The sequence below is a fragment of the Pannonibacter sp. Q-1 genome (assembly GCF_054073275.1).
Genome location: NZ_JBSXNB010000006.1, coordinates 245,588 through 265,214 on the forward strand (window position 1 = coordinate 245,588; position 19,627 = coordinate 265,214).

Sequence of the window (19,627 nt, forward strand, 5' to 3'; positions counted from 1 at the left end):
GCCCGGCAGATGAGGAGACACAGTGCATGACCAGCCCGCAAGCCCGCAAGGACGACCTGCCGCGCAAGGTGCGAGTGCTGCTGGCGGATGATCATGAGCTGGTGCGCGCCGGCATCAGAGCCCGGCTGGAAGGCGTCGCCCCCTTCGAGATCGTGGGCGAGGCCACCGACGGGCGCATGGCCGTGCAACTGGCCGAAACGCTGAGGCCCGATATCATCCTGATGGATATTTCCATGCCGGGCCTCAACGGGCTGGAAGCAACGGAAACCATCCGCCGCAAGCATCCGATGATCAGCGTTCTGGTCCTGTCGATCTATGACAACCCGGAATATGTGCGCGGTGTGATGCAGTCCGGCGCCAGGGGCTATCTGCTCAAGGACATCTCCGCGAAGGAGATGATCAACGCCATTCTCGCCGTGGCGGACGGCGGCTATTACTTCTCCTCCCGTGTCGGACCGGCGCTGATGGAGAACAAGCCCTCGCCTTCGCCAACCAACCCCTATGGCCTGACGGAGCGCGAGCGCGAAGTGCTGCAAGGGGTCGCCCGCGGACAGGCCAACAAGGAAATCGCGGTGCATCTGGGCATCAGCGTGCGCACGGTCGAATCGCACCGGCTCAACATCCGCGACAAGGTCGGCAGCGGCAACGCCGCCCATCTCTACCGCATCGCCCAGGAACTGCGGCTGGTGTGATACTGCCCCCTTGGCGGCGGTGTGGTCTTCGTGCAAACCTTGCAGCCCATCCCGTTTAGCGGCCAAAGGGTCCAAAGCCTCGAATGTCCAAGCCGATTGTTCTTGTCACCGCCGATGTAAAGCCCGTTGATGGCTACCGCTGGCATGCAGCGCCCTCCACCTATCTGGAGGCCGTACTGAATGGCGCTGGCGCCATTCCCCTGATCCTGCCCTCCCTCGGCAGCGCCCTCGACATTGACGCGGTGCTGGACCGGGTGGACGGGGTGCTGGCCACCGGCTCGCGCTCCAACGTCAACCCGGATCTTTATGGCGGCGAGGCGACGGAAGAAAACGGGCCTTATGACCCGGACCGTGACGCCACCTCCCTGCCGCTGCTGCGCCGGGCTCTGGAAAAGGGCCTGCCGGTCTTTGCCATCTGCCGCGGCATGCAGGAGCTGAATGTCGCCTTTGGCGGCACCCTGCTCACCGAGATCCAGGAGCTTGACGGGCGCAACGACCACCGCGCACCCGTATCCGAAAAGCAGGAAGAGCGCTTCGCACTCGCCCATACCGTTGACGCGCGCACAGGCGGACAGCTTGAAGCGGCCATCGGCACGGCACAGTTCAAGGTCAACTCCCTGCACCGGCAGGGCCTTGGCGCGCTGGGTCAGTCGCTGGTGGTGGAAGCCACCGCCGAGGATGGCACCATCGAGGCGGTCTCGGTGGAGGGCGCACGCAACTTTGCCATCGGCACCCAGTGGCACCCGGAATACTGGGTCAGTTGCGACACGCCTTCGCAGAAGCTGTTCGCAGCCTTTGGCGAAGCCGTGGAAGCCTACCGCCGCAAGCGCGGCGATAGCTGAGGCTTACATCAGCCTGATCAGGCCGGGACGGAACCCCAGCCGATCATGGCAATCAGCAGGGTGAGCCCCAGCAGGAACACGGCAGCGGCGGCGGCAATCTCGATGCCCCGGTGCACCCGGTAGGCCCACACCCCATCGGACCCGGCAAGGCGCGCGGCCAGCCCCTTGGCCCCGACGGCCAGGGTGGCCAGCAGCGACACAGTGATGCCCGTGCCAACGGCCATGGCCAGCGTCGAGGCAATGCCGGCCAGGATCATGCCCTGCGACAGGGCGAAGACCAGCACGATCAGCGCGCCCGAACAGGGCCTGAGACCGATCGCCAGAATGATCGACAGCGCACGGCCCGGCGTCAGCCGCCCGGCGGCCATCTCCGCGGTGGGCGCATGCACGTGGCCACAGGTGCCGCAGGCGCCATCCTCGCCCGGCAGATGCACATGATCATGCCCGGCAGGTGCCCCCAGCAGCATCGGGCGGAAAGCCTTGACCCAGAGCAGCCAGGCGCCCATCGCCGTCACCATCACATAGGAGGCGATCTCCAGCCAGCGGGCAGTCTGCTGCATGGCAATGGAGGTGAGGTTGAAGACCACGGCAACGCCGCAGACGATCAGTATGGCGGTCAGGGCCTGCGCAAAGGCCGAGGCGAAGGAGAGCAGGATGCCCTTCTTCAGCGTGTCTTCGCTGGCCAGCACATAGGACGAGATCACCGCCTTGCCATGGCCCGGACCTGCCGCATGGAAAATGCCATAGGCGAAGGAGAGGAACGCCAGCAGCCAGCCCGCATCCGGGCTGTTGCGGAAACTGCGCAGCGCGGAAATGAGCTTCTGGTAGAATTCGGTCTGATAGCGGGCGATTTGCGCAAAGAAGCTGCCGACCAGCGCATTGCTCTTCAGCGCCGCCGAGGGAACGCCTTCCATGGGCGCAGGCGGCATCTGGGAGGTAGCCTCCGCCTGACGGTCCGAAGGCGGAGCGCCTGCGGTGTCCGCGCCCGCCGTCTGGCCCTGACTTTGACCATTAAGCGGCGTCACCGGCGGGAACGGCGGCTTGGACGCAGTGGCTGCAGCCTCTCCCGGCCCACAATTGACGATCATCTGATTGACGAGGCCCGCAGCAACGTCCGCCAGTTCCGGCGGCAGTTCCCGCTGATCGGCCCCGACCTGAGCAAGGGCCAATGCGACGGCAGGATCAAGCGGAGGCGGCTCCTTGCGGGTGACCGTGCAGGAGGCCGGAGCATTGATCAGCCCCGTGGCATCGGGATCCGCGGCAAATCGGAAATCGACGTAATAGGTCGGGTCATAGACATCGAGCGTGATCGTATTGGCGAGGTCCGTCGGCTCTTTCAGCGGCAGCAGGAAGTGCAGTTCCAGCAGCTTCACCGTGGTCATCATCGGCCTGCCGGTGCGTTCGGCATCTTCCTTGATAGCCGCGATATCTTCCTGCTTCATCGCCCAGTATTCGGTAAGGGGAACCTCCACCACCTCCAGCCAGTAGACTTCCGGCATGGTGAAATCCAGTTCCACCCTGGTGTTGTCACCGAAGGTGAAGAAGCCGAATTCCTCCATGCTTTCCACATTTACCTTGGCCAGCTCCGCCAGTTCCTCCCGGCTGAAGATGCCGTCACGGTTGGTGTCGAAACCCTGGATGGCGAAGGCCGTATAGGCATCATCAAAGCGGAAAACCTGGTCCACTGCCGTGGCAAGGCCATCGTCATTCACCACCAGTTTGGTGCGAGCTTCGACGAACACGTGCGGATGCGCGAGAGCCCCGCCTGCGGCAAGCAGACACATTGAGATCAGCATGGCCGCACAGCACAGCAGCGCAAAGGCCCGGTGCAGAAAGACGGTGGGGCTCACAGCGGGAGACATTCGTGGTGATTCCATTCTCGTTGGGGCGTGATTCCGGCACGGCTCATTGCCCTGAGAAGGGGGCAGGAAGGTGACCTTCCGCAAGCGTCTTTTGCGTCGCAGAAAGGGAATTGGCGCTTTTCATCCTTCCAGAATTCATTTTTGAGAGAAATTTCCCCATCAGGCGACTTGTGGCGCAAGATCGATCACAAATTTCCATGCAGATCAGACATTTTCTCCCTCATCAACTTTCCATCGAACGGCCTGATGCGCCGGCATCGCAAGACTTGGCATGAGAGAGAGGACCATGAACGCCCCGTCCCGCACCGCTCCCTTTTCCACGCAAGGGATGACAGCTTTCGACCATCCCGAGTTTTCCGGCCACGAGCAGGTGGTGTTTGCTCATGACCGGGAAACCGGCCTGCGCGCCATTCTCTGCGTTCACGACAGCCGCCTCGGTCCCGCCCTTGGCGGCTGCCGCATCTGGCCCTATGCCACAACGGAGGACGCCCTGCGGGACGCCCTGCGCCTGTCGCGCGGCATGACCTACAAGAATGCCCTCGCCGGGCTTGATCTGGGCGGCGGCAAGGCGGTGATCATCGCCGATCCGCGCAAGGACAAGACGCCAGCCCTGATGCGCGCCTTCGGCCGCCACGTCGCCCGCATGAACGGTTCCTACATCACGGCAGAGGATGTGGGCGTTTCGGCTGAGGACATGGAGGACGTGGCCCGCGAGACAGCGCATGTGCGCGGCACCCGTGCCACCGGGCTTGGCGATCCTTCTCCCTACACGGCGCTCGGCGTCTTCGCCGGCGTCCGCGCCGCGCTCGCCCATGTCAACGGCACGGACAGCCTGAGCGGCTGCACCGTTTCGGTTCAAGGCCTCGGCCATGTGGGCTTCGATGTAGCGCGCCAGCTGAAGGCCGCCGGCGCCCGGCTGATCGTCTCCGACATTCACCAGCCGGCCGTAGACCGGGCCGTGGCGGAGCTGGAGGCGGTGGCCGTCTCTCCGGCAGAGGCCCATGCGGTGGAGGCCGATGTCTATGCCCCTTGTGCCCTTGGCGCGGTGCTGAATGCCGTCACCATTCCGCAGATCAAGGCAAAGATCGTCGCCGGTGCCGCCAACAACCAGCTCGCCACCCCCGCAGATGGCCAGGCGCTGAAGGATCGCGGCATTCTCTATGCGCCGGACTATGCGATCAACGCAGGCGGTGTCATTTCCATCGCGCTGGCAACGCCCGGCGGTGATGACGCTCTGGTGCGCGAAAAGACGCTCGCCATCGGCACCACCCTCACCCGCATATTCCAGCGCGCGGAGGCTGAGGGCCTGACCCCGGAAACCGTCGCAGACCGCCTCGCCGAAGAGCGGCTGGCGGCTGCAGGCAAGTGAGAGACAAAGGCAGCGGGGAGAAAATAACCTCCGCGTTGCCACTCAGCAGCTTTTGCCCGCCTTGCGCATGTTGGCGAACCACTGGGTGAGGAAATCGACGAAGGAGCGCACCTTGCCGGAGAGATGGCGGCGGTGGGGATAGACGGCGTAGATCGCCGGGCCGTCATGCTCGTAGTCTTCCAGCACGATCTGCAATCCGCCTGCCTTGATGTCGTTGTAGACGAACATCATCGGCGTGCGCAGAAAGCCCAGATGGCACATGGCGGCATCGCGGGCGGCAGAGGCGCTGTTGACCTCGATCCGGCCCTTCACCGGCACCGTCACCCGGTCACCCTTGTCCATGAAGATCCAGTTCGACTTGAACCGGTAATTCGTGTCCACGATGCAGGGCATGTTGGAGAGTTCAGAAGGGTGCTTCGGCGTGCCATGGTCAGCCAGCACCTTCGGCGTTGCACAGACCACCGTGCGGAAGGGGGAAATCTTGCGGGCGATCAGGCTGGAATCCTCCAGATCCGTCACCCGGATGGCGAGGTCGAAGCCTTCTTCCACCAGATCGACAAACCGGTCATCCAGCCGCAGGTCGATGGTGATGGCCGGTTCTGCCACCAGAAATTCCATGATCGCCTGATTGATGAAGCCATCGCCCATGGAGCGCGGTGCCGACACGCGCAGGCGCCCGCGCGCCTCGTGATGGGTGGACTGGACAGAAGCCTGCAGGTCATCGATGCGCTGCAGGATGTCGCTGGCTTCCTTGTAATAGGCCTCGCCCACTTCCGTCAGCGAGATCTGCCGTGTGGTCCGGTTGAGCAGCCGGACGCCCAGTTCGTCTTCCAGCTCGCCGATATATTTGGACACCAGCGCCTTGGAGCGGCCCATTTCGCGGGCAGCAGCGGAAAAGCCGTTGCTGTCCACCACCTGAATGAAGCAGCGCATGCGCGTGATGGCATCCATATGTCGTCTCTCCTTCCGGTGCGCGCCCTAGGCCGCCGCCGCCCCGCCGTCCGAGCGCGGATCATGCGCCCCCTCAAGGCCGCCGCGCAAGCCGCGCACGATCATGCCCGCATGGCCCATGGTATCGGAATAGGCCTCATTCATCACAACCACGTCATGACCCGCCCGTTTCAGCGCTTCGGCCAGATCCGGGTCAAAGCGTGATTCGAGCCGGAGCGAGGTGTTGGCATCGCCCCAGGTGCGGCCCAGCAGCCAGCGCGGCGCATCGATGGCCTCACCCACCGGCATGCCGTTCAGCACATGGCGCACGAAAATCGCCGCCTGCGTCTGCGGCTGCCCTTCGCCGCCCATGGTGCCATAGGTGACGAGCCGCCCATCGGAAAGCCGCGCCATGGCAGGGTTGAGCGTGTGGAACGGCAGCCGCCCGGGCTCCAGCGCGTTGAGCGCTTCCGGATGCAGCGAAAAACTCGCTCCGCGGTTCTGCCAGGTGATGCCGGTGCGCGGCAGCACGCAGCCCGAGCCGAATTCCCAGTAGACCGACTGGATGAAGGAAACGGCACAGCCCTTCGCATCAATCGCGCCCATCCAGATGGTGTCGCCGAGCGCGGATTTCACCGGCCAGTCCAGCGCGCGGGCAGCGCTGATTTCAGCCGCCGTCCGGTCAAGCCAGGCGTCTTCGAGGAAAGGCGACACCGGCTCCGGCAGGCGGTCCGGGTCGGTGACAACCCGGTCGCGCACGAGGAAGACGCGCTTGGTCGCCTCCACCAGCCCATGCACCATGGCAAAGCTCTCCGGCCGTGCTGCCGGAAGCCGGTCGTGCAGGCCGAGGATCAGCAGCGAGGCAAGGCCTTGCGTGGGAGGAGGGGCATTGAAGAGGGTTCCGGCCTTGGTCGTCACCTTCAGCGGCTTGCGGATACGCGCTTCATAGCGCTGCAGATCCGCTTTGGTAACCGGCGCGCCGATGCGCTCCAGATCGGCCGCGATTTCCGCGCCCACATCGCCCCGGTAAAAGTCATCGAACCCGGCAGCGGCCAGTTGGTCCAACGTGTCGGCCAGCCGTTCCTGCCGCATCAGGCTGCCTGCTTCCAGCGGCTTGCCATCCTTCAGGAAGACGCTGGCAAAGCCGGGCTGATCCTTGAGCTCGGCGAGCTTTTCTTCCGTCAGCTTTTGCTGGCTGGCGGAAACGGCACAGCCTTCCTTGGCGTGACGGATGGCATTCATCAGAAGCTCACGCCGGGGCATGCGCCCGCCAAGGCTTGCCGCTGCCTCGAAGGCCTTCTGCCAGCCGCCCACAGTGCCGGCAACCGTCAGCGCCGCCAGAGGGCCGCGCGTTGGCACGGCGCCATGCCCGGCGCGGTTATAGGCGGCAATCGTCGCGCCCGATCCGGCCGGCCCGCAGGCGGAAATCACCTTCGGGTCCTGCCCCGGCTCGGCGATCAGCCAGAAGCCATCCCCACCAATGGCATTCATATGCGGATAGACAACAGCGATGGTGGCCGCCGCTGCAATCATCGCCTCGATAGCTGAGCCGCCTTCGCGCAGGATCTCGGCGCCCGCTTCTGCTGCCGCCATGTGAGGCGCAACGACCATGCCGCCGGACGAGGTAACGGTGTCCATGTTCTCTCCTGTCAGCTTGATCAGCGTGCGGCAGACCGGCGCGGGCCGAACACCCTCCACAGGCCGCGCAGAAAGGCTCCGGAAATCCGCAAGGAGCCAAGGCCCGCAAACAGGCCCAGGATGCCCGTCAGAATGCCCTCCGCCGTCACCGGCACCGCAGGCTCGAAGTCGTCATAGGTGCGCCTTGCCAATTCCCGGTCGGCACTGGTGAGGAACACCAGCAGGCGGCCGAATTCATCCGCCTCGGCATAGGCCTCGCGCTCGGCCCGCATATTGGCCAGCCGGTCGCCGATCTCCTCCAGGCTTCGGCCCTGAGCGGCGACAAGCTGGTCACCGCTGGCCTTGAGCCTGGCAATCGCGCCATCCACATCAAGGCCGGAGCGCTGCGCATCCTCGGCCGCCTGCAGCATGACCGTCTGCAGGGCATCAATCGCCCCGCCGAGCCGCTGACGGTACTGCTGAGCAAACTCCGGCAGCTGTGAGGCGGTAATGCCTGCAAGCAGACCGAACGCCAGAGCAACGGGTCTCGCCAGCATCATCACCTGTCTCCCCCAGTCCTTCCAGTCCCTGTCATTCCAATGCGATGACACCACCCTCGCCATCTTCCGTCCCGAAAGCAAGCCGGACGCCTGCCCGGTCCCAGGCCATGGTGGAGACGGGTGACTTCGCGGCACGGCGCAGCAGCACCTCCGCATTGTCCTCGAAGCGGCACAGAAGGATCATGCCGTCCTGATAACCGACCGCCGCCACATCCTCCTTCGGATGGCAGGCAACCGAGGTCACCAGCGCATCGCTGCGGGTGCCAAGCTGCAGGGGCGCTTGCCCCATGGGGCCGGTCTTGCCGGAGAAGGGCCAGACAATCGCGGCATTGGCACCGGAGGTGGCCAGATAGCGGCCCTTCGCGGACCAGCTCATCGACTTTACCTTGGACGGATAGCCGGTCATGCGCATGTCCTGCGCATCGGAGAGACGCCAGCCGTGCAGCGCGGCCTCCTGCATGGAGGTGACGAGATACTTGCCGTCCGGCGAGAAGCTGGCGGCCAGATGCGCGCCCTTCCATTCCAGCAGCTGCGGCTGGCCTTGCGTGTTCACCCACCACAGGGTCGCCCCGTCATAGCGGGCGACGGCAAGGCGCAGGCCCTTGGGCGCAAAGGCAAGCCCGCCCACCGCCCGCTCATGCGGGAATTCCTTTTCCGTGCCATCGGCCAGCCGCACCCAGGCGGTGCGGCCGCTGGCGAAGGCCGTCGCCCCCGAAGGGCCGCAAGCCACCAGATCGATCCACTTGCGCGGCCGCTCGGAAAGCTGGCGCACCTCGCCCGAAGCACTCAGTTCCATCACCTTGCCGTCGTCACCGCCGGTGACAAGCGCCGTGGCGTGGCCAGACGCCTCCACCCGCTCGTCGGCCGCCAGCAGGCCGCCGGAGTGCAGGCGGATGGTCTTTTGCCCGCCTTCCACCAGCACCACCTCGCCGCTGCCGAGGGCGAAATAGGGAATATCTTTCAGGAACCCGGCCTTGACGGCAAAGCCGGAGAGTTCAGTCGCTGCAAGTGTCGGCACGGTCAGTCCTTCAATGGCTCTCGTGGCTGTCCGTCAGGCGGCGCAGGCGTCGAAGCTCTGCTTCAGGGCGTCGAAATCCAGCTCGCGGCCGATGAAGACGAGGCGGCTTTCGCGCGGCTCGCCATCCTTCCAGTCGCGCTGGTGATCGCCCTCGACGATCATGTGCACACCCTGGATGACATAGCGCTGCGGATCTTCCTTGAAGGCCAGAATGCCCTTGAGACGCAGGATCTTCGCACCATCGGTCTGGGTGACCCGGTTGATCCAGGAGAAGAAGACATGCGGGTCCAGCTCGCCGGCGCGAAGCGAAATGCTGCGCACCGAATGCGGGTCATCGTGATCATGATGATGGTGGTGATCATGATCACAGTCCGGGCCGCAAACGTGATCATGGCCATGGTCATGGTCATGCGCGTGATCGTGGTGATGGTGGTGCCCATGATCATGGTGATGATCGTGATGGTGATGGTGATCATGGCCGCAATCGGGGCCGCACTCGTGCCCGTGGTCATGGTCATGGTCATGGTCATGATGATGGTCATGACCGTGATGGTGATGATGACCGTGACCGGCGTTGAGGAACTGCGGATCCAGCGTCAGGATGCGGTCGAGATCGAAGGCGCCCCGGTCCAGCACCTTGGCAATGTCGATGCTGCAGCGTTCCGTCTTGTGACGCACCGCATAGGGGTTGATCTTGTGAATGCGCGCCTCGACGGCGGCCAGCTCTTCAGGCGTCACCAGATCGGTCTTGTTGATCAGGACGACATCGGCAAAGGCGATCTGGTCTTCCGCCTCGGAGGTGTCGGCAAGGCGCTGCAGCACGTGGCGGGCGTCAACCACGGCCACCACCGCATCCAGGCGAGAGGCGGCGCGCACGTCGTCATCCATGAAGAAGGTCTGCGCCACCGGGGCCGGATCGGCCACGCCGGTCGTCTCGACGATGATGGCATCGAAGCTGCCGCGGCGCTTCATCAGGTTCTGCACGGTGCGGATCAGATCGCCGCGCACGGTGCAACAGATGCAGCCGTTGTTCATTTCGAAGATTTCTTCATCCGACTCGACCAAGAGGTCGTTGTCGATGCCGATCTCGCCGAATTCGTTGACGATCACCGCATATTTCTGGCCGTGATTCTCCGACAGAATGCGGTTGAGAAGCGTCGTCTTGCCGGCGCCAAGATACCCGGTGAGAACGGTAACGGGGATCTGCTTGGACGCGGTGCTGGCATCGGTGCTCATGGCGTGAAGTCCTGTTTCCTGAAGCGGATCGCGGCTGCCAGCGGCAACTGGCGCAGCAGCGGCGAACCATAAGAGGTGATGCGTTTGGCGGCAATATAGGTAGTCCAAAGGCAAAGATCACCACTTCAATGTAAATGCGGAACACAATGACGCGCTTCCGCCCTTGCGCAGCGCCCGCCCCGCCGCGATCCTGCGCAACAACAGGCGGGGAGGAACGGCACCGCTGAAGCAAGGGAGAGGACATGCTCAGGACCATCGACGCCTTTGACCGGATTGGAGAGGAAAACGCCTTTGCGGTGCTTGCCCGCGCCAATGAACTGGCACAGCAGGGGCGCAGCATCATCAATCTGGGCATCGGCCAGCCGGATTTCAGGACGCCGGAGCATATCGTGGAGGCGGCCATCAAGGCGCTGCGCGACGGCGAGCACGGCTACACCGGCGCCACCGGCATCCTGCCCCTGCGCGAGGCGGTGAGTGCGGACATTCACAAGCGGGTGGGTGTTTCCGTCAATCCGGACAATGTGGTCATCGTGCCGGGCGGCAAGGTCACCATGTTCATGGCCATCCTCATGTTCGGCGCGCCGGGCGTCGACATTCTCTATCCCGATCCGGGATTTCCCATCTACCGCTCGATGATCGAGTTCACCGGCGCCCGGCCCGTACCGGTGCCGATCCGCGAGGAGAACGGCTTCGGCTTCTCGGCAGAGGAAACTCTGTCGCTGCTGACGCCGCAGACCCGGCTCGTCATCCTCAACTCGCCCGCCAACCCGACCGGCGGCATCACCGGACGTGCCGAGATCGAAAAGCTGGTGCAGGGCCTGACGGAGCGGCCGGATATCGCCATTCTCTCGGACGAGATCTACGGCCAGATGACCTATGACGGGCAGGAGCATGTGTCGCTGCTGGCGTTCGAGGCAATCCGCGACCGGGTGATCCTGCTCGACGGCTGGTCCAAGACCTATGCCATGACCGGCTGGCGCATGGGCTATGCGGTGTGGCCCGATGCCCTGATCACCAAGGCACGCAAGCTCGCCGTCAATTGCTGGTCCTGCGTCAATTCCCCGGCCCAGTTCGGCGGCCTTGCCGCCCTCACAGGCCCGCAGGATGCGGTGGCGGCGATGGTTGCTGAATTCGATGCCCGCCGCAAGCTGGTGGTGGAAGGGCTGAATGCTTTGCCCGGCATTTCCGCCCGCACGCCGCTGGGCGCCTTCTACGCCTTCCCCAACATCAAGGCGACGGGCTGGAAGGCCAAGCCGCTTGCCTCAGCGCTGCTGGAAAAGGCAGGCGTTGCCACCATCGGCGGCCCGGATTTCGGCATTCTGGGCGAAGGCTACATCCGCCTCTCCTACGCCAATTCCCGCGAAAACATCAGCCTGGCGCTGGAGCGGATCCGGGAGTTTCTGGAGCGTGAAAAGCCGGAGTGAGAGCGCTGCTGCCCGGCACTGGCAGGGAAAAGGTACCGAGTCGCCCCGGCCAAGCGCAGCGCGAGCCGGGGACCACTCGTTTGCAGAGAGGTGACGGCGCACACATGCGGCGAGGCAGACCGGGCAGCCTGTGCCTGCCGCAGACACAGGCAAATCCATCGTAGCTCTGGAAGCGAGTGGTCCCCGGGTCTGCGCTTCGCTCCGCCCGGGGCGACACTGATACCAAGGCGCTGAGATGCTGACGCATCACGCCTTGAATTTGCTCAAACGCTGCACGGGCTTAACCAGTGTGTGACGCGGCTTCGCCCTCATCCACACCTTCAAGATACCCCTAAAGCTTGCTGCCCAGCCGGACGCCGGGGGGCGGGGAGCTGTCGCGGATCTTCAGGTCCGGCGGGATCAGATGCAGCGTGTTGGGCACGCGCTCGCCGCCGATCTGGCGCAGGATGAGGTCGGCGGCCCGGCGGCCGATTTCATCCGGGTGGCTGGCGATGGTGGTGAGCGAGGGCGTGCGTGAGGCCGCGCCATCCACGTCGTCGTAACCGGTGACGGCGATATCCGGCCCCGGCTCCACACCGGCCCGCCGCAGAGCCGGCATCATGCCGAGCGCCACCAGATCATTGAAGCACATGACGGCGGTCGGGCGCTCGCCGGTGGAGAGAATGCGCGGGGCAGCCTCACGGCCATCGGCCTGGGTCATCAGTTCGGGAATATCGATCTGCGTGTCCGGGTCGATGCCCGCCTCCGCCAGCGCCTTGCGCCAGCCGGCATTGCGGTCGCGTCCGGTGGAGCTGCCGCGCCGCCCGCCCGCCATGGCGATATGGCGGTGCCCCTGTGCGATCAGATGCCGGGTGATCATTTCCCCGCCCAGCTCATCGTCGCCGCGCACGGCCGGCGCCCGGGCGCCTTCCACATCACGGCACATGAGCGTGACGGGGATGCCCTGATCGGTCAGCCGGTTGATCTCGTCCGCCGTGGTGCCAACGGAAGAACACAGGATCAGCCCATCGGCGCGGTGCTGCATCAGCGCGTCCACAAAGGCGCGCTGGCGCTCCACATTGTCCCGGTGGTTGCAGATGAAGACCATCTGCCCCTGCGCTTCCAGCACGTCTTCCAGCGAGCGGAAGATTTCGGCGAAATAGGGATTGATGATGTCATGCACCGCAACGCCGACGATCTGCGTCTTGGCGGTGCGCAGGGAAGCGGCCGAGCGGTTGTAGATATACCCGACCTGGCGGGCCATTTCCTTGATCTTGTCGCGCGTGGCCGAGGCCACCAGCGGCGAATCGCGCAGAGCAAGCGACACCGTGGCCGTGGACACACCAAGCCTGTCGGCAATGTCGCTGAGTGTCAGCCGTTTGCCGCGCGGCGTGTCGTCACCGTCGCCACCCATTTCGTCACGGGGCGTGTCTGCACCCATACGTGCCGTCCCTCACATGCGCCAAAGCAGTTCCGGCCCACTTGCGGGGAACCAGCCAGACAAAAGGCTGATAGACCGGCAAGGCCCTGAATCGCAAGTTCTATCGAGCATGCGGGGCGCAGGCGCGAAGCGCAAGCCATGCGGCGCACTTACCGGCCAAACCGTTTGAACTGCGGCGCACTGTCGTCGAACTCGTTGCGCAGATTGACAGTGACCTGACGGCTGAGACGGGCGCAGTCCTGCGGATCACAGTCGGTCTCCGGCCGCTCGATGCCATAGCCTTTGAACCACAATCGCTGCGGATCCACACCCAGCGCCACCAGCTTGTCAAAGACAGCCTTCGCCCGCTGTTCGGACAAGCGCTTGTTGGCCGCCTCTCCACCGGGGTCATCGGCGTGGCCCTGCACCTTGGCAAGCCACTGCGGATAAATATTGAGCCAGGCGGCCTGCCGGATCAGGATGGCTTCGGCCTCTGGATCAATGGCCGCCGAGCCTTCGGCAAAATGAATGCGGCGGCCCGCATTCAGCATGAACTCTTCCTCGCTGCCCGGCTGAAACCCGGCGGCTTCCGCCGGTGTTGCCGGTGCCTGCCCATCCGTCAGGCCAAGCCCCGCGCAACCGGCCAGCGGCATGGCGAGCAGCAGTGCCCGCAGTCCTGATAAGCCCCATCCCCGCACGAAAAACCCCCCGATCTTCGCCAACCCCTTGCAGGAGTTTCAGAGCATCCCTGCTGCGGGGCGTCAATGGAAAAGACTGGGGAGATCCGGCAAGCGGAAGCCTAACGCTTTTTGACGATCTGCTCGCGGTAGAGAATGTAGAGCCCGGAGCTGACGACGATGGACGCACCGATCAGGGTGGAACTGCCCGGCAGGTCGGCGAAGACAAGGTAGCCGAGGCTGATCATCCAGATGATCTGCACATAGGTGAAAGGTGCCAGCACCGAGGCAGGCGCACGGCGGTAGGCGCCGATCAGGATCCAGTGGCCCAGTCCGCCCAGAACACCGGTGGACAGCAGCAGCCCCCAGTGGAACAGGCTGGGCGGCGCCTGCCACACGGAAATGCCGCCCGGCGCCATGGCAAGGGACGCCACGGCTGCCGGAATGATCAGCATGCTGAGGGTGGAATCAGTGGCCGAGAGCATGCGCGTCAGCAGCGTGTAAAGCGCGTAGCAGAGCATCGACAGCAGCGAATAGATCACCGCCCAGTTGAGCGGGCCGGAACCGGGCTGCACGATGACGAGAACACCGATGAAGCCGACGAAGACCGCCGCCCAGCGCCGCGGGCCAACCTTTTCGCCCAGCATCGGCACGGCCAGCGCCGTCACCAGAATGGTCCCGGCAAACATGATCGACATGGTTTCGGCCAGCTGCAGATGCCGCACGGCGAGGAAGTTGAAGGAGGTGTTCCCGAGCAGGCAGAAGCCGCGCAGGATCATCAGCACCGGCCGGTCCGTGCGGAAATATTCAGGATGCGCCCAGATGCGGAACAGGAAGAAGGCCAGCACCATATGCGTGACGAAGCGCACCCAGACGACCTGAAACGCCGGCAGGTCACGGACCAGATATTTCGCCGTGGCATCAAGGCCTGCAAAAAGGAAGCAGGCAAGCAGGAGCATGCCGATACCGATAAGCTGGCTGCGCGACTCCTCACGCTGCCCCGGGCCGGATCCATCCGGAGTGCTGGTCATGGATTTTCTTCCAGAAACGCCCGCGCCAGAACCGGCGCGGCACTCACACCTTAGAGTGAGTGCCCGGCGAACGGAAGCCCACAAACAGACCGAACGGTACGGTTCGCCCTGCCCTTTGGGTATGGCAGCCTTGCAGGGAGCCGCTCCCGCCAATCAGCGGCTCCTGAGCGTGCAAACCGGGCGGAAGGGCCAGACCCCGATGAGGGAAGGCTCACCGGGAAGGGTCTCAGCTTTCCGCCGTTGCCAGAGCGATCACGGCGGCCTTCGGCGCATCGTCCTCATCCGGCTCCAGCAGCTCTTCGTCGCCTTCATCGTCATCGAGAGACAGGGAGAGGTTCTTCTCGATCTGGCGCAGCAGCTTCTTCAGGCGCTTGCGGTCCTTGTCGTCAAGACCGGCGATGGCTTCCTTTTCGAGCCGCTTCCAGGCCTTGTCGACGGCCTCGATCCGGTCACGTCCCTCATCGGTGAGGAACACGCGGGCAAGGCGACCGTCGGTGTCGGAGATCTGGCGGCGGACGAGCCCCTGTGCGGACAGGCGGGTGACCATCTTGGTCACGGTGGGCGGCTGCACGCCCAGCGCCAGCGCCAGCTGGCTCATGGTGCGGCCGTCGCTGTCGGCCAGCACTTTCAGCACCAGCTCCTGCCCCGGATGCAGGCCCGCACGCATCAGATGGGTGCCGGCGCGTGCCCGCTGGGCCTTGGCCGCCTGCAGCAGGCGGAAGGTGACGCTCTTCTTGTAACTGAATGCCATGATCGCTCGCTCCGCAGTGGAAATGGCAGGCACGGCACCCAAAGCCGGACGCCGATTCGCCGGAACCCTAGCCGCGTTGTTTAACCGTCAAATGACACCCGGCACCCCGGCTCAGAATTTTGCGAGCCTTCTTGCAACTTTTTTTACATAACGGTCACGGCTTTCCTGCGTGGAACTGTCCATCCTGTAATGCGCGAGGTAAAGCGTCTTGCAGCGTGGCGCGCAAAGAGCGCGCAGGCCCCGCATGATGGTCTTGCGCCCCGGTTCGCCCATCAGCTTGGAAACAAACCAGCTTGCCCCGCAGGTGGTGACGATGGCGATCTTGCGGATATGCTGCATTTTCGGCCGCATTCCCGTGTGTTCGGACGGCATCTCGAAGGTGACATGCGGCACCCAGACCCGGTCAAACCAGCCCTTGAGCATGGCCGGAAGCCCGAACCACCAGGTCGGATAGACAAACACCATCATGTCGCACCACAGGATTGCTTCCACATGCGCCTTCACGGGCAGCACGTTGCTGTCCACATCGTGATAGCCGCGCCGCTCGTCCGCGCTCATCGCCGGCTGAAAGCCCTCGGCATAAAGATCGAGCAGCCGCACCTCATGTCCGGCCTGCTTCAGCACCGAGACAACGTGATCACGCATGGAGGCGTTGAAGCTTTCCGGGACGGGATGCGAATAAACGACGAGTGCCTTCACCTGTATGCCTCCATCACCTTACGGACCCTGCCGAGAAATCCGCCGCGCTGCGCACCGTCTGCGCGGTTCATGTCATAAAGCGCCAGATAATCCACCCTTGCCCCCGGCTTGATCACGGCGCGCAGCACCCGTGTGCCCACCTTGCGCGGCGGATCGCCCACCAGCAGCGCCCTGAGGCGCGAGCCGCCATAGGTCGTGACAACGGAAAGCCTGCGGATATTGTGCAGGATGGGCACGACCTTGCCATTGCGCAGGCCAAAGGAGACGCCGGGCAGGAACACCCGGTCGAAGAAGCCTTTCAGGATCGCCGGATAGCCGAAGTTCCACACCGGATGCACGATCACCAGCGCCTCGGCCGCCAGCAGCCGGTCGACATAAGGCGCGACGGCCTGCCGGTTCACATCAAGGTCATGATAGGCCAGCCGTTCTTCCCGGCTGAGGCGGGGATCGAAGTCTTCCTTGTAGAGATCAAGATCATCGACCTCATGCCCGGCAGCCTGAAGCCCCTCCAGAACAGTTGCATGCAGGGCTGCGGAAAAGCTGTCCTCAACCGGATGAGCGAAGAGCACCAGAACACGCATCGGACTGTCTCACACCTCCTGCCTGTTGCGCCGGACAGCCGGAAGGGACGGCCCTTCCTGTTTATTGAGGAAGGGCGGCCAAACGGGCGGGGCTGCAAAAGAGAAAACCGGACTTCAAAGCGGCCTGCCCGGCAGACCGGCGTCCGGGCCGCCTTGCAACGGCCCGGACGGAGTTTTTTGCCTCAGGCGCGGGCAAGGCCCGGGAAGAGGAAGACCTTGCCACTGCGGAAATCATAGGACGGGTCTTCCCAGGCGATCATCTTGCCCGGATTGAGCAGACCCTTGGGGTCCGCCTGCCGCTTGAAGGCCAGTTGCACCTCGTCGGTCTGCTTCATGCCGCCCTCTTCCAGCGTGTAGCGGTGGGGGTTGAAGATCGGGCAGCCGCCCTCCTCATGCAGGCGGATGATCTCGTTCAGCCGCTCTTCGGAGGTGTAGCGCACGATGGGCAGGCCGAAGCAGGTGATCTTGCCGTCAAACCGCACGAATTCCAGATGCCCCGGCACCTCGTCGCCGAAGAGGTCGCACATGCGGCGCACCTTCTCCACGTGATCGGGGAAGGGATAGAGCACCTGCAGATAGGTGATCGACGGATCGACCCGCAGCCCGCGCAGCGTGGTGTGGTTCCAGGCGAGCTCATAGGCCGGCGGCAGAGCCTTGCGCGTCGCCTCGTCCGCCAGATCCGAACGGTAGAGGATCGAGGCGCGCCGGTCTGCTGCGGTGAAGGCGGCAAAGGCATCCATGGCGAAGGAGGCCACCATGACCACCACCACCGACTGGTCGCGCCGGATGTATTTCTGATGCCGCAGGAAATAGTCATGCGGCACCGGCGCGGCGATGGGGGCGATTTCCTTGACCAGCAGGCCGTCCTGATTGCCCAGCGCATCGGCAAAGCGCACGCCGTCCATGAAGGCATCGAAGCCGACGACCACGTCCACCCAGTCATAGGCGGCCGTCAGCGGCATCTCCACTTCGGTGATGACGCCGTTGGTGCCATAGGCATGCATGACCTTGTGCAGGTCATGGCCGGTCATTTCCAGCACCTTCGGCTCGGCTTCCATGGTGATGACGCGCAGGCGCAGCACGTTGCCAAGGTCGCGCAGCCCGCCCCAATTGATGGAACCGACGCCGCCGGAGCCGCCGGCAATGAAGCCGCCGATGGTGGCCGTGCGGTAGGTGGAGGGGTGCAGCCGCAGCTCCTGTCCGGAATGGGCGCGGGTCTCGTCATCGATCTTTGAAATGATGGCGCCCGGCTCCACCACCACAACGCCGGGGCGGATGGATTTCACCTTGTTCATTTCGGCCAGATTGAGGATGACGCCGCCGGACAGCGGCATGGCCTGACCGTAGTTGCCGGTCCCTGCGCCGCGCACCGTCACCGGCACGTCCTGCGCATAGCAGGCCTTCAGGACCTCGATCACCTCCGCCTCGGACTTCGGCGTTACCACCAGATCGCCGGTCACGTGATCCAGCTGCTGCTTCAGCACCGGCGAGTACCAGAAGAAATCCCGGCTCTTCTGTTTCACGATCTGCGGATTGTCCTCCATGGCAATCCCGGCAAGGTCCGACTTCAGCTTTTCGAGCGCACTCATTCTGCAGCTCCCCGTTCAAGTGTCACGGCATTGGTCATCAATGGGTCGAGTTCGCGGTAATCCGGCAAGGTCATGTCGATGGTCCGGCCATGGCGCAAAACCGCCTTCAGCCCATGCGGGCGGGAGAGCAGCTCACCCCAGTTGCGCGCGCGCAGCAGCACCATGTCGGCAGGCGCGCCTTCTCTCAGACAGCCGAGATCAGACCGGCCCAGCAGCTGCGCCGGCGTCCGGGTCACCGTGTTGATCCAGTCGCCGAAAGGGTGATCCAGCTGCAGGATGCGCGTTGCCTGGGTGTAGACCTCGATCAGGTTCATGTCGCCATAGGCATAGAAGGGATCACGGGTGTTGTCGGAGGCAACGGCCACGGCAATGCCGCGGGCCTTCATCTCATGCAGCAGCGTGACACCGCGCCAGCGCGGCGTGCGCCCGGCCTGCCTGTCCTGCAGATACATGTTGCACATGGGCAGGGACACGATGCCGAGCCCGGCCTGCGCCACCAGATCCAGCGTGCGGCCGATTTCGTCCGGCTCCTGCAGCGCGAGGGAGCAGCAATGCCCCACCACCACCTGCCCCTTGAAGCCGTTGCGGAGGGCCGCTTCGGCAATATGGCGCAGGGTACGGGCGCCCGTGTCGCCGGTTTCATCCGCATGGAAGTCGAGCGGCAGGTCCCGTTCGGCCGCCGCACGGAACATCGCGTCCAGATGCTCGTCGAGACGCGGGATCATGTAGGTGACCGCCCCGAGCACGCCCCCGGCGCGGGAGACCCGGTCCGCCATGGACGTCAGATAGCCGTCATCCGCATCCAGCCGGTCGATGCCGAAGAGGCAGGCCGCCTGCAGCTCGATCCGGCCCGCCCAGTCCTCGCGCACCTCCTGGAACACGGGCCAGGAAATCGTCTCCTGCGGCGGCAGGCTGTCGAGATGGGTGCGGATCAGCACCGTGCCCTGCGCATAGGCGCAGCGCAGCGAAAACTCCATGCGCGCCCGCACATCCGCCGCCGTCCAGTTGGCCATGCGGTCCTCTCCCACCGCCATCAGCGCCCCCATGAAGGTGCCATCCGGGTTGGGGCGGCGCGGGGTGATGTGGCCCTTGTCGAGGTGGGTGTGCATGTCGATGAGGCCCGGCAGCACCATGCCGTCATCGAGATCATGGCAGTCGCCGCAGGGCGCCACCGGAAGGCCGCCGGAGGGGCGGATCATCTCGATGCGGCCATCCCGCACCTCGATATCCACCTGCACCAGAGCGGCAGGATCGCTGCCTGCAACATGCTCAGGCAGGAGGGAGGCGGGCACTCTTGCGCGCTGGAAACGGGCCGTGCCGCGCACCGGGGCCTTCAGCAGCCAGGTCATG

At 64.5% G+C, this 19,627-nt stretch carries 18 protein-coding genes; 4 read left to right on the plus strand and 14 right to left on the minus strand.

What is annotated here, in order from left to right:
* Positions 1–26 precede the first annotated feature (26 nt).
* Together ACVNHC_RS18205 and ACVNHC_RS18210 are read left to right on the plus strand one after the other, a co-directional pair.
* Positions 27–692 carry a response regulator transcription factor gene (locus ACVNHC_RS18205; RefSeq protein WP_050472391.1) on the plus strand — a complete coding sequence of 222 codons (666 nt, stop codon included), beginning with the start codon at positions 27–29 and terminating at the stop codon, positions 690–692.
* Between the two features lie 83 nt (positions 693–775).
* Positions 776–1,534, plus strand: a complete 759-nt coding sequence (locus ACVNHC_RS18210; RefSeq protein ID WP_186391732.1) for a gamma-glutamyl-gamma-aminobutyrate hydrolase family protein — start codon at positions 776–778, stop codon at positions 1,532–1,534.
* A gap of 17 nt (positions 1,535–1,551) precedes the next feature.
* On the opposite strand, the gene ACVNHC_RS18215 is transcribed toward ACVNHC_RS18210, so the two are convergent.
* A complete protein-coding gene (locus ACVNHC_RS18215; RefSeq protein ID WP_457168488.1) occupies positions 1,552–3,396 on the minus strand; it encodes a HoxN/HupN/NixA family nickel/cobalt transporter in 1,845 nt (614 codons plus the stop codon).
* A 286-nt stretch (positions 3,397–3,682) separates the two neighbouring features.
* Between ACVNHC_RS18215 and ACVNHC_RS18220 the strand changes: the two genes are divergently transcribed.
* Positions 3,683–4,765 (plus strand): Glu/Leu/Phe/Val dehydrogenase dimerization domain-containing protein, encoded by a 1,083-nt coding sequence (locus tag ACVNHC_RS18220; protein WP_457168490.1) that lies wholly within the window; start codon positions 3,683–3,685, stop codon positions 4,763–4,765.
* A 42-nt stretch (positions 4,766–4,807) separates the two neighbouring features.
* Here ACVNHC_RS18220 and ACVNHC_RS18225 read toward each other — a convergent pair whose 3' ends face one another.
* From ACVNHC_RS18225 to ACVNHC_RS18245, 5 genes are read right to left on the minus strand one after another with little or no spacing between them, the layout of a single operon-like run.
* Entirely contained in the window at positions 4,808–5,716 is a 909-nt protein-coding gene (locus ACVNHC_RS18225; protein ID WP_050472387.1) for a LysR family transcriptional regulator, read from the minus strand.
* A gap of 27 nt (positions 5,717–5,743) precedes the next feature.
* Positions 5,744–7,333, minus strand: coding sequence for a gamma-glutamyltransferase family protein (locus ACVNHC_RS18230; protein ID WP_457168492.1), 1,590 nt, complete (start codon positions 7,331–7,333; stop codon positions 5,744–5,746).
* Positions 7,334–7,353: 20 nt separating this feature from the next.
* Positions 7,354–7,872: a DUF2937 family protein gene (locus tag ACVNHC_RS18235; RefSeq protein ID WP_050472386.1), complete on the minus strand. Its 519-nt coding sequence runs from the start codon at positions 7,870–7,872 to the stop codon at positions 7,354–7,356.
* A gap of 31 nt (positions 7,873–7,903) precedes the next feature.
* On the minus strand, positions 7,904–8,890 hold the full coding sequence (locus ACVNHC_RS18240) for a WD40 repeat domain-containing protein (RefSeq protein WP_457168495.1): 987 nt from the start codon (positions 8,888–8,890) through the stop codon (positions 7,904–7,906).
* A 33-nt stretch (positions 8,891–8,923) separates the two neighbouring features.
* Positions 8,924–10,126 carry a CobW family GTP-binding protein gene (locus ACVNHC_RS18245; protein WP_457168497.1) on the minus strand — a complete coding sequence of 401 codons (1,203 nt, stop codon included), beginning with the start codon at positions 10,124–10,126 and terminating at the stop codon, positions 8,924–8,926.
* Between the two features lie 242 nt (positions 10,127–10,368).
* Here ACVNHC_RS18245 and ACVNHC_RS18250 point away from each other — a divergent pair, with 242 nt between their 5' ends.
* Positions 10,369–11,550: a pyridoxal phosphate-dependent aminotransferase gene (locus ACVNHC_RS18250; protein WP_457168499.1), complete on the plus strand. Its 1,182-nt coding sequence runs from the start codon at positions 10,369–10,371 to the stop codon at positions 11,548–11,550.
* A gap of 331 nt (positions 11,551–11,881) precedes the next feature.
* Here ACVNHC_RS18250 and ACVNHC_RS18255 read toward each other — a convergent pair whose 3' ends face one another.
* The 8 genes from ACVNHC_RS18255 to ACVNHC_RS18290 all read right to left on the minus strand — a co-directional run bounded on the left by ACVNHC_RS18255 (position 11,882) and on the right by ACVNHC_RS18290 (position 19,626).
* On the minus strand, positions 11,882–12,970 hold the full coding sequence (locus ACVNHC_RS18255) for a LacI family DNA-binding transcriptional regulator (RefSeq protein ID WP_082205876.1): 1,089 nt from the start codon (positions 12,968–12,970) through the stop codon (positions 11,882–11,884).
* Positions 12,971–13,119: 149 nt separating this feature from the next.
* Positions 13,120–13,647: an OmpA family protein gene (locus tag ACVNHC_RS18260; RefSeq protein WP_082205894.1), complete on the minus strand. Its 528-nt coding sequence runs from the start codon at positions 13,645–13,647 to the stop codon at positions 13,120–13,122.
* Between the two features lie 101 nt (positions 13,648–13,748).
* Entirely contained in the window at positions 13,749–14,657 is a 909-nt protein-coding gene (locus ACVNHC_RS18265) for a DMT family transporter (protein WP_457168501.1), read from the minus strand.
* Between the two features lie 226 nt (positions 14,658–14,883).
* Positions 14,884–15,408 (minus strand): MarR family winged helix-turn-helix transcriptional regulator, encoded by a 525-nt coding sequence (locus tag ACVNHC_RS18270; RefSeq protein ID WP_050472380.1) that lies wholly within the window; start codon positions 15,406–15,408, stop codon positions 14,884–14,886.
* 111 nt (positions 15,409–15,519) lie between these two features.
* Positions 15,520–16,107: an NAD(P)H-dependent oxidoreductase gene (locus ACVNHC_RS18275; RefSeq protein WP_050472379.1), complete on the minus strand. Its 588-nt coding sequence runs from the start codon at positions 16,105–16,107 to the stop codon at positions 15,520–15,522.
* Positions 16,104–16,688: an NAD(P)H-dependent oxidoreductase gene (locus ACVNHC_RS18280; protein WP_058898723.1), complete on the minus strand. Its 585-nt coding sequence runs from the start codon at positions 16,686–16,688 to the stop codon at positions 16,104–16,106. Before ACVNHC_RS18280 ends, ACVNHC_RS18275 begins: the two co-directional genes overlap by 4 nt.
* A gap of 182 nt (positions 16,689–16,870) precedes the next feature.
* Entirely contained in the window at positions 16,871–18,277 is a 1,407-nt protein-coding gene (locus ACVNHC_RS18285; RefSeq protein ID WP_457168504.1) for an FAD-binding oxidoreductase, read from the minus strand.
* Positions 18,274–19,626, minus strand: coding sequence for a cytosine deaminase (locus ACVNHC_RS18290; RefSeq protein ID WP_457168506.1), 1,353 nt, complete (start codon positions 19,624–19,626; stop codon positions 18,274–18,276). Before ACVNHC_RS18290 ends, ACVNHC_RS18285 begins: the two co-directional genes overlap by 4 nt.
* Between the last annotated feature and the right edge of the window lies 1 nt (position 19,627).

What these genes read in the sequence shown, in the direction of transcription:
- ACVNHC_RS18285 (WP_457168504.1), bottom strand. Translation starts at nt 18,277, where the DNA reads ATGAGTGCGCTCGAAAAGCTGAAGTCGGACCTTGCCGGGATTGCCATG.
- ACVNHC_RS18250 (WP_457168499.1), top strand. Translation starts at nt 10,369, where the DNA reads ATGCTCAGGACCATCGACGCCTTTGACCGGATTGGAGAGGAAAACGCC.
- ACVNHC_RS18235 (WP_050472386.1), bottom strand. Translation starts at nt 7,872, where the DNA reads ATGATGCTGGCGAGACCCGTTGCTCTGGCGTTCGGTCTGCTTGCAGGC.
- ACVNHC_RS18270 (WP_050472380.1), bottom strand. Translation starts at nt 15,408, where the DNA reads ATGGCATTCAGTTACAAGAAGAGCGTCACCTTCCGCCTGCTGCAGGCG.
- ACVNHC_RS18290 (WP_457168506.1), bottom strand. Translation starts at nt 19,626, where the DNA reads ATGACCTGGCTGCTGAAGGCCCCGGTGCGCGGCACGGCCCGTTTCCAG.
- ACVNHC_RS18255 (WP_082205876.1), bottom strand. Translation starts at nt 12,970, where the DNA reads ATGGGTGCAGACACGCCCCGTGACGAAATGGGTGGCGACGGTGACGAC.
- ACVNHC_RS18220 (WP_457168490.1), top strand. Translation starts at nt 3,683, where the DNA reads ATGAACGCCCCGTCCCGCACCGCTCCCTTTTCCACGCAAGGGATGACA.
- ACVNHC_RS18230 (WP_457168492.1), bottom strand. Translation starts at nt 7,333, where the DNA reads ATGGACACCGTTACCTCGTCCGGCGGCATGGTCGTTGCGCCTCACATG.
- ACVNHC_RS18265 (WP_457168501.1), bottom strand. Translation starts at nt 14,657, where the DNA reads ATGACCAGCACTCCGGATGGATCCGGCCCGGGGCAGCGTGAGGAGTCG.
- ACVNHC_RS18245 (WP_457168497.1), bottom strand. Translation starts at nt 10,126, where the DNA reads ATGAGCACCGATGCCAGCACCGCGTCCAAGCAGATCCCCGTTACCGTT.
- ACVNHC_RS18225 (WP_050472387.1), bottom strand. Translation starts at nt 5,716, where the DNA reads ATGGATGCCATCACGCGCATGCGCTGCTTCATTCAGGTGGTGGACAGC.
- ACVNHC_RS18215 (WP_457168488.1), bottom strand. Translation starts at nt 3,396, where the DNA reads ATGTCTCCCGCTGTGAGCCCCACCGTCTTTCTGCACCGGGCCTTTGCG.
- ACVNHC_RS18210 (WP_186391732.1), top strand. Translation starts at nt 776, where the DNA reads ATGTCCAAGCCGATTGTTCTTGTCACCGCCGATGTAAAGCCCGTTGAT.
- ACVNHC_RS18205 (WP_050472391.1), top strand. Translation starts at nt 27, where the DNA reads ATGACCAGCCCGCAAGCCCGCAAGGACGACCTGCCGCGCAAGGTGCGA.
- ACVNHC_RS18280 (WP_058898723.1), bottom strand. Translation starts at nt 16,688, where the DNA reads ATGCGTGTTCTGGTGCTCTTCGCTCATCCGGTTGAGGACAGCTTTTCC.